Origin of the sequence: Flavobacterium sp. 270, from assembly GCF_004368785.1 — a bacterium.
Classification (GTDB): Bacteria; Bacteroidota; Bacteroidia; order Flavobacteriales; family Flavobacteriaceae; genus Flavobacterium.
The window spans coordinates 672,703-685,050 of sequence record NZ_SODM01000001.1; the positions used below are offsets into that span (position 1 = coordinate 672,703).

Annotated in this window: 13 protein-coding genes; 3 read left to right on the forward strand and 10 right to left on the reverse strand. The window is 33.1% G+C overall.

All coding sequences use genetic code 11. The features are described 5' to 3' along the window. Positions 1-126: 126 nt before the first annotated feature. Together EV144_RS02860 and EV144_RS02865 are read right to left on the reverse strand one after the other, a co-directional pair. On the reverse strand, positions 127-957 hold the full coding sequence (locus EV144_RS02860) for a hypothetical protein (protein ID WP_134145990.1): 831 nt from the start codon (positions 955-957) through the stop codon (positions 127-129). Positions 958-1,352: 395 nt separating this feature from the next. Further along, a complete protein-coding gene (locus EV144_RS02865) occupies positions 1,353-1,694 on the reverse strand; it encodes a hypothetical protein (protein ID WP_134145992.1) in 342 nt (113 codons plus the stop codon). 203 nt (positions 1,695-1,897) lie between these two features. Between EV144_RS02865 and EV144_RS02870 the strand changes: the two genes are divergently transcribed. After that, the gene (locus EV144_RS02870) at positions 1,898-5,104 is read left to right on the forward strand and encodes a PAS domain S-box protein (protein ID WP_134145994.1); all 3,207 of its coding nucleotides are present in this window, start codon (positions 1,898-1,900) and stop codon (positions 5,102-5,104) included. 107 nt (positions 5,105-5,211) lie between these two features. Here the strand turns inward: EV144_RS02870 and EV144_RS02875 are convergent, their stop codons facing one another. After that, complete coding sequence (locus EV144_RS02875; protein WP_134145996.1) at positions 5,212-5,643, reverse strand: response regulator; 432 nt, start codon at positions 5,641-5,643, stop codon at positions 5,212-5,214. 246 nt (positions 5,644-5,889) lie between these two features. Here EV144_RS02875 and EV144_RS02880 point away from each other — a divergent pair, with 246 nt between their 5' ends. Next, positions 5,890-6,393 carry a pyridoxamine 5'-phosphate oxidase family protein gene (locus EV144_RS02880; RefSeq protein ID WP_134145998.1) on the forward strand — a complete coding sequence of 168 codons (504 nt, stop codon included), beginning with the start codon at positions 5,890-5,892 and terminating at the stop codon, positions 6,391-6,393. A gap of 139 nt (positions 6,394-6,532) precedes the next feature. Here the strand turns inward: EV144_RS02880 and EV144_RS02885 are convergent, their stop codons facing one another. Together EV144_RS02885 and EV144_RS02890 are read right to left on the reverse strand one after the other, a co-directional pair. After that, positions 6,533-7,255 carry a DUF72 domain-containing protein gene (locus EV144_RS02885; RefSeq protein WP_134146000.1) on the reverse strand — a complete coding sequence of 241 codons (723 nt, stop codon included), beginning with the start codon at positions 7,253-7,255 and terminating at the stop codon, positions 6,533-6,535. Next, positions 7,252-7,983 (reverse strand): DNA-formamidopyrimidine glycosylase family protein, encoded by a 732-nt coding sequence (locus EV144_RS02890; protein ID WP_134146002.1) that lies wholly within the window; start codon positions 7,981-7,983, stop codon positions 7,252-7,254. Before EV144_RS02890 ends, EV144_RS02885 begins: the two co-directional genes overlap by 4 nt. Positions 7,984-8,182: 199 nt before the next feature. On the opposite strand from EV144_RS02890, the gene EV144_RS02895 reads away from it, so the two are divergent. Next, positions 8,183-8,734 (forward strand): hypothetical protein, encoded by a 552-nt coding sequence (locus EV144_RS02895; protein WP_134146004.1) that lies wholly within the window; start codon positions 8,183-8,185, stop codon positions 8,732-8,734. A 75-nt stretch (positions 8,735-8,809) separates the two neighbouring features. On the opposite strand, the gene EV144_RS02900 is transcribed toward EV144_RS02895, so the two are convergent. The 5 genes from EV144_RS02900 to EV144_RS02920 form a co-directional block, all read right to left on the reverse strand. Further along, a complete protein-coding gene (locus EV144_RS02900; RefSeq protein ID WP_134146006.1) occupies positions 8,810-9,454 on the reverse strand; it encodes a DUF5661 family protein in 645 nt (214 codons plus the stop codon). A gap of 108 nt (positions 9,455-9,562) precedes the next feature. Next, the gene (locus tag EV144_RS02905; protein ID WP_134146008.1) at positions 9,563-9,724 is read right to left on the reverse strand and encodes a DUF1328 domain-containing protein; all 162 of its coding nucleotides are present in this window, start codon (positions 9,722-9,724) and stop codon (positions 9,563-9,565) included. Positions 9,725-9,805: 81 nt separating this feature from the next. Next, entirely contained in the window at positions 9,806-10,891 is a 1,086-nt protein-coding gene (locus tag EV144_RS02910; protein ID WP_134146010.1) for a DNA topoisomerase IB, read from the reverse strand. Positions 10,892-10,900: 9 nt separating this feature from the next. Beyond that, positions 10,901-11,140, reverse strand: coding sequence for a Rho termination factor (locus tag EV144_RS02915; protein ID WP_134146012.1), 240 nt, complete (start codon positions 11,138-11,140; stop codon positions 10,901-10,903). 190 nt (positions 11,141-11,330) lie between these two features. After that, complete coding sequence (locus EV144_RS02920; protein ID WP_134146014.1) at positions 11,331-12,341, reverse strand: hypothetical protein; 1,011 nt, start codon at positions 12,339-12,341, stop codon at positions 11,331-11,333. Positions 12,342-12,348 lie beyond the last annotated feature (7 nt).

Consider the following 12,348-nt stretch of genomic DNA (forward strand, 5'->3'; position numbering starts at 1 on the left):
GAGACTCTAAGCTTTTTACTTAAGTATAATTGCTTAGCACCTTAGAAACTTAGCATCTTAGAACCTCAAAAAAAAAACAGCTGGTGGGCTGTTTTTTTTTGAAAGTGATAGATATGGAGGGCTTTATTAGCTAGCTAGTTTCTGGTTGTATGGCTTGAATGAAAAGTGGTATTTCCCTTTTATAACTCTTGGAAAGAAGTGTAAACTTGCTGTTCCTGCAGCATGAAGTACTTCTGAGAAATTCATGCTTGAAATTCTTTTAATTTCGCCAATTTGTCTGACTGCTAAATTTACAATCGGATCAAAAGTGTTAAGATAGTTGTAACTGTGCTGCGCTATCTCATGTTCGACGATATCTCTTAAAATGCTCTTCATCAACAAATAACGAACTGTTCCTTTTTGCGGAATTGAATTTAGTTCCTGAAATTTCTCTTTTACTTTTAAGTTTTGAACTCCTTGATGAATATAGTTTCCTGATTCATGAATGAATTTTTTTCTTAATTGTGTAACAAAATCAATATTGTCTTCTTTAGCATTTACAAATGTTGGTACTCCAATGATAGAAAACTGTATTTGTTTATGACTTTCAAAAGATAAAACGCTGTTGATTGCAGAGGTGTTACTTACAATACCAGAATGCTTTTCTTTAATGGTTTTATTTTCACCGTTTACACCAAAACTATGTGCAAAACGTCCTTTTGTGCAGTAAGCAAAAAATACCGGAGCACTAGGATTTGATTCCATACTTAAATTTACGTCATCGTAAAAAGTAAGATCAAAATGCATGTACGTCATTTCTTTTTCAAAACGTGCACCGCTTATAGTTCCTTTTGCCCATTTTGATTTAAAAGTCAGTTTATATTCATTGGCGGTAGAGGTCAGCTCGCCATTAAAAGTATCTTTAAGTTCGTTAAAGATAGTATCAAATCCTCCTGTATTTAAGTAAAGTTTTTTCATTTTGGTAAGGTTTAAATAAAGTCATCCGTACATTTGGTAAGTACAAAATCTAACTTTTGTTTTTTATCTCATTTTCATAATTCAAATTTCGCATATATTGCTAATCAAATTATTACAGAATTTTCGCGAGATATTTCATAATTAAAATCTTACCTTGGGAATTAGAGAATTAGTCAATTAGATAATTAGTCATTAGTAAATATTTAATTAGAGAATTAGAGATTAGAAAATTTAAATCGTAATAACCTTAGAACCTAAGTCCTTCCAAAACTAAAAACCTTTGAACCTCAGTCCCTTTGAACCTTTGAACCTCAAAAAAAAGAAAAAGCAGCTGCCTCAGATTAATCTGAAACAACTGCTCATCAGCAAAATAAAAATATCAATCTATTTTATCTTTATGTAAGCTCGTTTATATCGGCGTTTTTAGAATAATTTGCTTTCGGAATATCTTTAAAAAATTCCGCTTCTTCTAAATCCGCTGTAGGGCCATATCCTATTAAATGTGTTCCTTTACGCTGATCTCCAGTTTCTATAACATACAAAATAGACATATCGTCTGGATCGCTCATGCCTTCGTAGCGATGATGCGCAACGATAAAAATTTCATTTGGCTGATAGGCAATCTTCGTTTCAGTATCTATCAATGCGTTATTCTGAAACAAATAGTTGGTAGTATAACCTTCTCCCTGATACTTTTTTATATAGTCGGTCTCGTGTTTTGAAGTTTCGTTTTTCATGATTTCCTGTATTAAAGATTTTCTTGAATCTATTGTTATTCAAATTTCATCATTGAAACCGTATAACTTTAACTCAAACGATTTAATTTTTATCTCATTCAAAAAATCAAAAACATTATCAATTTTTAATTTATTAATTTTAGCTAATAATAAATCAAAATAACAAACCACTTATTTAAATAATAGGAACAAAACCAGTCTTAATGGAGCATACAAATCAAGATTTTCTTGCCAATGGAGGCGAAATGGGCGAATTAACACGGGCTTTAGATTGGAGCAAAACTGCGGTTGGCGGTGTAGAATCCTGGCCTCAAAGTTTACGTACTACTTTAGGAATTCTTTTAAATTCTAAATTTCCAATGTTTTTGTTTTGGGGACCAGAACATGTTTGTTTCTACAATGATGCTTACCGCCCGAGTCTTGGCAATAACGGAAAACATCCTACTATTTTAGGACAAAAAGGCGCCGATTTTTGGGAAGAAATCTGGGATTTCATAAAACCTCTTATAGATCAGGTTCTTACGCAAGGAGAAGCGACCTGGCACGAAGATCAATATTTACCTATATATCGTAACGGAAAAATGGAAGATGTTTACTGGACTTTTAGTTACAGTCCTGTAAACGATGAATCTGGCAAAACTGCCGGGGTTTTAGTTATTTGTAATGAAACTACAGAAAAAGTAAAACTCGTTAGGAAATTAGAAGACAGCAGTACCCGTTACCTTAATCATATTCTGCAAACGCCAAGTGCGATGTGTGTGTTTAGAGGAAAAGATTTTGTAGTTGAAATTGCCAATAAAAATATGCTCGAATTATGGGGAAGAAAATTACACGAAGTATTAAACAAACCCATTTTTGATGCACTTCCGGAAGTAAAAGGCCAAGGTTTAGAAATCATTCTGGAAAATGTTTACACTGCCGGCGAAAAATTTGAAGCGCATGAACGTCTTGTAAAAATTGCCCGAAATGGCAAAATCGAAGATGTTTATATCAATTTTATATATCAGCCTTTAAAAGATCCGGACGGAACTATTTCTGGTATTGTTGCCATTGCAAACGACGTTACAGCGCAGGTTAATTCGCGTCTTGCCGTAGAAGAAAGCGAGAAAAAATTTAGAAATACCGTAAAACAAGTACCGCTTGGAATTGCGATTTTAAAAGGAAAAGAAATGATTCTGGAAATGGCAAATACGGCTTATCTGGAAATTACAGATCAGGAAGAAGATGCCATTTTGGGTAAACCAATATTTGATTCTGTTCCTCTGGCCAAAGAAACCATTTATCCTTATCTCGCTAAAGTTTATGAAGAAGGCGCAGTTTATTCTGCAGATGAATTTCCGGTAACATTAAACCGTTATGGACGAGAAGAAGTGTGCTATTTTAATTTGGTTTCGCAGCCGCTAAAAGAAGAAAACTCCTTTATATCAGGCATTATAATTGTAGCTTTTGAAGTTACAGAAGCTGTAAAAGCCCGTTATCTTTTAACAGAAAGCGAAAATGCTTTCCGTAAATTAGTAATGGACTCTCCTATTGCTATGACTGTTTTAAGGGGTAAAAATCACGTTATCGAAATGGCCAATATCACAATGTTAGAAATGATTTGGCAAAAAGAAGAAAGTGAAGTTATTGGCAAACCGATTGTCGAATTATTTCCGGAATTGATCGAACAAAAATATCCTGAATTACTGGATGAAGTTTTTATAAATGGTAAAATAATACGAGAAAAAGACTCTATTGCTTATGTTGATGTAAAAGGTGTAATCGAAAAATTTTACCTTGATTATCAATATACGCCGTTGTTTGAAAAAGAAGGAAATATATCGGGCGTTATGGTTACCGTAAATGATGTTACCGATAAAGTTGAAGCCCGTAAAAAAGTAGAAGATGCCGAACAAAGAGCAAGATTAGCAGCCGAAATTGCCGAAATTGGCACTTGGGATGTAGATCTGCCAACTCAAAATATTATTTATTCTGAAAATTTACTTAAGATTTTCGGCTTTGACAAAAATGCAAAATTATCGCGTGTACAGCTTCAAAGTGTAATCCATCCAGATGATCGTCATATTTTGGACGAAGCTTTTGCAAAAGCCCTTAAAACAAGTATTTACAAATATGAATCGCGCATTATAAAAAATGATAATTCGATTTCATGGATAAAAGCGCATGGCAAAATATTTTTTGATGACAATAAAGTTCCCATAAAAATGGTTGGAACTATCCTGGATATCACCGATGAAAAATTCAGCCGTGAGGTGCTGATGAAAAGCGAAGAAAAATTCAGACTTCTTGCCGACTCTATGCCACAGCATATCTGGACTAGCGATGCTTTGGGAAATCTAAATTATTTTAATCAGTCTGTGCATAATTATTCAGGAATCAGCGTAAAAGAAATTAAGAAAAATGGATGGCTTCAGATTGTTCACCCTGAAGATCGCGAAGACAATATAAACAGCTGGATCGAAGCTTTAAAAACTGGAAATGACTTTTTGGTAGAGCATCGTTTTCGTCGTAAAGATGGAGAATATCGCTGGCATCTCACACGTGCTATTGCTCAAAAAGATAAAAAGGGAAACATCCAAATGTGGGTTGGAACAAGCACCGATATTCAGGATCAGAAGAATTTTGCAACGCAATTGGAAAATCAGGTTTCTGAACGAACAGAAGAATTAGAACGCAAAAACAAAGATCTTATCAATATGAATATTGAACTTCAGTCGTTTGCGTATATTTCCAGCCATGATTTGCAGGAACCACTTAGAAAAATCCAGACTTTTGCCAGTAGATTGACTGAATTGGACGAACAGAATATTTCGGCGAAAGCCAAAACCTATTTAAGCCGTATTGAAATCGCTGCGAAAAGAATGCAGACTTTGATACAAGATCTTCTTACGTATTCCAGAACGAACTCTGCCGAAAGAATTTTTGTAAAAGCAAATTTAGACGAAATTGCCGAAGAAATTAAAAGTGATTTCTCTGAGCGTATTGAAGAAACCAATGCTGTTTTAAATTTCCATCCTTTGGGCGAAGCTACCGTTATGCCTTTTCAGATAAGACAGCTTTTGCATAATCTGATTGGAAATTCGTTGAAATTCGCTCAAAAAGGAAGACCGCCATATATTGAAATTAAAGCAGAAAGAATAAAAGGCAGTGACTTAAAATTTCCCGTAGATTATCCAGACAAAACATATTATTGTCTTAAAATTTCTGATAACGGAATTGGTTTTGAACCTGAATATAAGGAAAGAATCTTTGAAGTTTTTCAGCGGTTAAATACAGAAACTGAGTTCCTTGGAACCGGAATTGGACTGGCAATTGTTAAGAAAATTGTAGAAAACCATAAAGGTGTTATTACTGCAGAAAGCGAAAAAGGAAAAGGCGCTTCTTTTGAGGTTTTCCTTCCAGAATTGTAGTTTGTTTTTAAACCATATAAGTGATATAAGTTCATTTAGTTTTTTGCTTCCTTATTAAGGTTTGCATTAAATGAACTTATATCACTTATATGGTTTAAATATATTTGTTAAGATTTATAAACAAAGTTATTTGGCGTTGGTGTAAATTCTTTCCAGTTTATTGCCAAAGCATGTTCGATAGATTTTACAATATCTTTCATGAGAATAGGTTTTGTAATAAACAAATCTGCTCCTAAAACGCGGCATTTTTCGATAATACTCGGTTCGTTTGAAGTAGAAAATATAACAATCGGAATGTCTTTTTTCTCGGCAGATTGCCTAAGTTCTGTCAAAACATCAAATCCGTTTTTTCCCGGCATATTCAAATCTAAAAAAACTACATGTGGCGTAGGCGGCGGATTGTAAATTGCATTTAGCAGTTTTTGTCCACCTGAGTAAGTTCTAAGCTCTATTTTTTTTGGTAATGACTCTACAGCATCTGCAAAAATGCTCAAATCATCTTCGTCGTCGTCTGTATAAAATATGGTCAAATCTTTCATGGTCTATTTAGGATCGTATTTTTAAATTTCTGATCAAAGATAGTTAAATTTTTGAATTTTAAATTCCCTGAAATAAACGTTTTAAATTGAAATCTCATAATTTATAAACCAAATTGTATAACCGTAAAAAAACTAAAAAAGTGAACTTTACAGTTAATCATATTTTGCATAAAACTGAAAGCTCGTTTTTCAGAAAATAAAAATTTTGTGCAGTTATTTCTAATAAAAATATAAAATATAAACGTTATGGGAGATCATAAAGACCTTAGTGAAAATCTTGCTGCAGACAAAATAAAAGATCTGGCAGAAGATATTAAAACATGTATGTTTTGTACTTACAAAGAAACTAGATTACAATCTAGACCAATGTCTGTACAAAAAATTGATGAACTTGGTAATCTCTGGTTTTTATCTGACAGAAACAGCAGTCAAAACGCAGAAATTACTCAAAATCCTCTTGTAGAATTATTCTTTTCATCACCGCATGATAAGTTTCTGACTTTACACGGTACGGCAACTATTATGTACAAAAGAGAAATTATTGAAGAATTATACGATCCGATTGTAAAAGTATGGATGCCAGGCGGCGTAGACGACCCAAACTTAAGTGTAATAAAAGTAGTGCCAGAAGACGGTTATTACTGGAACAATAAACACGGAAAAGTTGTTGCCATTGCCAAAATGACGGCGGCTTTTGTTACCGGAAAAACTATGGATGACGGTATTGAAGGTACTTTGGAGTTGAAGTAAAATTAAAATTTCAATTCTTATTTTGTCATTTCGACGAAAGAGAAAAATCGCACTCGTAACCACAATGTTGGGTATCGAATGCGATTTTTTTTTAGTCGAAATGACAAAAATGAGGTTTAGATGATGGTTAAAAAAACTTTTAAACAACAACCAAACCATTCAACTCCAAAGCATTTAAAATTCCTGCCGTACTCGCAGTATTATTAAAATAAATATAAGCTTTCTGATGCCTTAACTCCAGCATGTTTTTTATAATTTCTAATTCTTCTGAAGAATAATTCGAATAAAACAATTTTGCATCGCCATGCATGCGAATATAAAGCAGCGGAAATGCATAAAAAATCGTATTGGGTAAATTTGGATAACTCACACTGCAAAAAGTAATGTTGTTTGCTGCAAAAGCATCCCAGACTTCCTGATTCCACCAGCTTTTATGACGGAATTCGATAACGTTTTGAAAATTAGGATTTACTTTATCGATTATATTCTGAAGCTTTTCAGGACTAAAATCATAACTCGGCGGAAACTGAAATAATATACAACCCAGCTTTTCTTTTAAACCTTCATTGCAGATATCATAAAATTCGTTTAGACGGTCTTCGCAATCTATAAACTTTTTAATATGTGTAATTTCTTTTGGTGCTTTTACAGAAAATAAAAAATTCTGCGGCACTTTATTGTACCAATTTTCCATCACTTTTAAAGTCGGAAATTTGTAAAAAGTGCCATTTATTTCGTAAGTATCAAAATGCTGGCAGTAATAATCAAACCATTGTTTTGTTGGAAGATTTTCGGGATAAAAAACACCTTTCCAAAAACGGTTATTATAACTAGAGCATCCTATTAAAACATCTTCTTTCATTTGTATAATTTTTGACAGTTGGTACAGAAAAAACTACGGCGTTTTTTATCGCCCGTATGTTTTTTGTGAAATGGAAGGTTACAGCGCAGACAGGTTTTCTTGGTATGCGCAAGCCAATGTTGTTTCAATTCGAATTTTTTCTTCCAATACAAAAATTCAAAACTATATACAGAACATTCGCTGATAAGCTGATTAATATCTTCTGCCGGAATTTTACCTACAAGAGATTCCGGATGAATATAACAGCGGTACAAAACTTCATTTTTAATAATATTTCCCACTCCAGAAAATACATTTTGGTCTAAAATGGCATCACAAATCATTTTGTCGCTCATTTTATCCAAACTCATTCTGGCTTTTTTAGGATCCCAATTTTCATTCATCACATCCACACTCCAATCGTAATGCGTATTAATATCGCCTTCCAGAATTTTGACAGAACAGGTATAAAAATTAAGTTCTCCATCAGAAAAACCCAGGCTGAGGCGCGGATCAATTTCCTTTCGCTCGTTTATGCGATAGGTTCCAAACATCAGCAAATGTATTTTGACGGTGAAATCATTAAAACAGATCAAGAAATGTTTTCCCCAGGTTTTAAACTCCTGTATTGTTTTGTCTTGCAGTCTATTAATATCAATACTAGTGTTTCCGGAAACAGAAATTATTTTCTGACCCGTAAACTGCTGTACTTCTTCTTTTAATATTACTATGGATGGACCTTCGGGCATAGGATACTATTTAGATGGATGAAAAAATAGATTTATAATTTTTAAAATTACAATATCAAACTATCGTGCTCCTTATATCATTATAAAAGAAAATTGCATATTAAACAGCTGTTAATTATACAATTAGCCTTTAAAATTCTATAATAAAATTTTTCGCTTTCGGTTCTAGCTTTGTATTATAACATTAAAGATAAACGTCATGAACACTACAGATAATAAAAACAGTTTGGTAAAAGATAGAGATTCTAGAAATCAAAACTTTAACACCAATAGAAGCGGTCAAATCAACGAACATTTTGATGATATTGACAATGTAAAAGAGTCTGATACTAATAATAGTGAAATCGCAGAACGCGGCTATACAGTAAGAAACGGACATAATCCAGACATTCCTAATCCTGATGAGAATGTAAGCAGTTACGATGATGATTTGGATGATCTTGATGATGATTTCCATACCGATAGAGACCTGGAAGATAACAATGATGATATCTACGAAGTAGAACTTGAAAACGAGGATTTAGATGACGAAGATCTTGTTGATGAAGATTTAGACGAAGAGGAAGAGGACGAAATTGACGAACTCGACAATCCGTCTGATGCACGCGAAGATGAGGATTTTAACGAAACCGAAGATGTCTTGGAAGATATTGACCAAGATGATGAAGAAGACAATGAATATGTAGAAGATGATGTTCAGGAAGAAAACGATGAAGAAAATTATCCTGATAATGATCCTAGAAAATTCTAAAATCATTGACTATTCAAAAAGAAAGGCTGTTTTACATGTAAAACAGCCTTTCTTTTTGTTTATATATTGAATATTTTAATCTCCAATGATTTCTAAAACCGGAATATCATCCATTTTTTCTAAACGTTCTGCCAAACCTGCTCTGGCTTCGTTTAATTCTTGCTCGGCTTTGCCCAATTCTTTATACCATTCTTCCTGCCCCGTTGTTGAACTTTGAATTTTGCGAAGAATCTCATAGATTTCTCCTTCAGCTTCCATCACTTTAAGTCTTTTATAATAAGTCAAACTCTCCGTCATGTGCGCCAGAGCAATCATAGCCGTTAAAAACGGATGGTTGTTGGTCACATTTACATCCTTAATTTTTCCATGTTCTAATTCTACTTTTAAAGCAAAAGCAAATTCTTCCATGTTAAACGCTTCGTGTTTGCTGTTAGGATCTAAATATGCTTTTATGGCCTCTACATTATTCATTGTAGAAAGATCAACATCCGTTTGTTTTGTGCTTAAATCTCTGTAAACAACATCGGCAATTACTCTTGCTTCTGCTACTGTAGGATCGTTTTCCGGATTTTCGAAATCACGCGTAGTCCAATCCCAATTTTCTGGATGAACAGGTTTTATATATTTTTCACAAAAGTCTATTACATCATTTTTTAAGCTCACCATAGCATCGTCTCTTTTGATGTAAACGTCTTGATAAGCACCGCTTTTTGTTCCCATTTTTTTCTTTTTTGATATTTTTATTTGCTGTTTTTCAAACTGGAAAAACGACACATTTACCGAAATAAATGTGTCGCTTTGTTGTTTGTTTACTGATTTTCTTAAAAACTAAACTCTTGTTCTTCCGGTAATTAGTGATATAACGAATAAAACTAAAAATATGAAGAATAAAACTTTAGCTATACTAGCGGCTCCGGCAGCAATGCCTCCAAAACCAAATATTCCCGCCACTATGGCTAGAATAATAAATGTGACTGTCCAACGTAACATAATATTAAGTATTTAGTTAATAATAGTTTTTGGCTTTTTAGAGATGCGCTAACTCTATTTATTTTTCTGCTTTTAAAATTCTTAAACCAAATTGATTTGATAGTTCTGAATCAATTCTGAAAAAGCGATTTCTGTGCGTGAAAAATATTTTCTATTGCTACGGCTGTTTTTAGCCATGTCAAAATATTTTTGAATTGATCCGTCTTCATAAGTCGAAATCAATAAGGGATGAACGTAATAATTTTTGCAAACATTTCTGGTATTTCCCAAAGCTTCTGCAGTGCAGTCAAAGGCCGAAATAACGTTTTTCTTGATTTCTTTTTCATCAGAAGTAACTCCCAAATCCATAAGACTTTCAAAAAATATAATAGATGCTGCCCACGTTCTAAAATCTTTCGCACTAAAATATTCTCCCGAAATCTCATGCAGATATTCATTTACCATATGGCTGTCTAAAACCTTTCTTTCGCCGTTGTTATCGTAATATTTAAAAACTTCCATACCCGGAATTTCTTCACATCGGCTAACCAATTTTATCAATTGTTTGTTTCGCGTTGTAATCGTATGCTTTACTCCTTTTTTGCCTGTAAACTCAAATCGAAGTGTATTTCTGTTGATATTGATATGTCTTTTTCGCAAAGTCGAAAGCCCGTAGGATTTATTGTCTTTCGCATATTTTTCATTTCCAATCCTGATATGCGTTTCTTCCATTAATCGGATAACCAAAGCGATAACTTTTTCTTTAGACCATTCTTTTTGTTCTAAATCCAAATCGACTTTTTTTCGAATCAGCGGAAGTTTACTTCCAAACTCGGCAATTTTATAAAACTTAGTCTGATTACGAATCAAATTCCATCTCGGATGATATCGGTATTGCTTTCTGTTTTTAACATCTGTGCCAACTGCCTGAAGATGACCGTTTACAACATCTGTAATTCGAACATTTTCCCAAGCCGGCGGTAAAACCAAGCTGTTAAAACGTTTAATTTCGTTTTTGCTTTTTACGTTTCTGCCGTTTTTTTTATAAACAAACTCTTCACCTTCACGGCATCGCACAATCGTAAGCTGATGATCGTTTATATACGCTAAATCCAGTTTTTCTATTACTAAATGTGGCGTTTTTATAAGCTGATTCATTAGCTTTTCTTTTCTGGCCGTTGCATTCATGTTGGTTTATTAATTATTTTGTAATGAATTAATCAGGCTTTTTTTATTCATATAAGAACGTCCCGGAATACCTGCTTTTATAGCCTGTTGGTATAATTCCTCTTTTGTCCATTCGTTATAAGGTTTTGCTTTAACGCCATTCACACCTACGATTGGCGCATTGACAAGTGGAGTTATTTTTTCCATATTATATCCTTCTTTTAAAAGTCCGTGATATTGCTGCTTGCCATTTACTTCTGAATTTGTCATTGCTAATAATTTAAAGTGAGTATTTAGTACTGTTTTGGTATTTTCAAAGTTCACTCAAAAAGACAGGAATTTTGTTACATAATTTTAGTTTGAAATTCTATAATTTACTATAGATGATTTTTCAAATTGAGCAAAAAAATCCCAATTCTGGGTAGAATTGGGATTAAGTCTATTAAATTAGCATTGTATTTTAATTTGTCCACATAGATGTGTACTGTTTCATTCTAATTAATTCTTTTTCCATAAAATCTGGATTATTACTTAAAGCTCTTAATTGTTCTATTGTACTAATATTGGCAAGTACAGCAGTTTTATACCACGGAAATTCATCTGCAAGTGAGTTTAATTTGGCAGCTGCTTTTAATGTTTCTCCCTTGTTATTTAAATAAACAGAATGCTCATATCTAAAATTTGGACACCAATAATATTCCTCTGCTAATCGATCCCAAGTTTCTAAGTCACAATTACCAGCATTAAGATACATAATTGTAAATATTGACGAATCTATATAATCTTTAGAAAAGAAAAAGTAATTCAATAAAGCAACCTCAGTACCCGTTTCTTTTTTAATCTTATTCTCTATAACTTCATTCATTAAAGTATGTGATTTTTCTTTATCCCCTTCATCCGAGGATAAATGTAAAACAGTTGCATACTCTACTTTTACTATATCTAAATCTGGTCTTAACTCATACGCTATTTCTGCATAGTACAAAGCTTCTTGATGCGAAAGGAGAACTCTGTAAAGTTTTGAAAGTGCTACAATTAATCTGATATCCCTTAGGTCTTCTGTGCCAATATTATTTTTTTTGAATTCATCAGCTTTAAGTCCATACCTATCTTTTACAAATCTTTCGATTACCTGCCATTTTTCAAGTTGATTAAATAACGACGTATCCCAATGCTCAAACAAAACACTTCTTCTATCCCAAGCAGATCTTATTCCTTTCCAATTTTCAAACGTACCTTCAAATGCTTCATGTTCTTTATAAACCGTACCATCTTTATCTGTTAAATTCAAAGAAATTTTTGAATCCGGAGTTGAATAATATCTATCTAATGAGTTATATAACTCTTTTTTGAACAATTCTGGAGTATTGCCCAAATTCGAACTTTCATTTACTGCCTTTTGTTGATTTTCTGTTTTTTCTACAGAATTTACATTTTTATTTGTACCAAATATTTTTCTAAATATGCTCATGATTTTT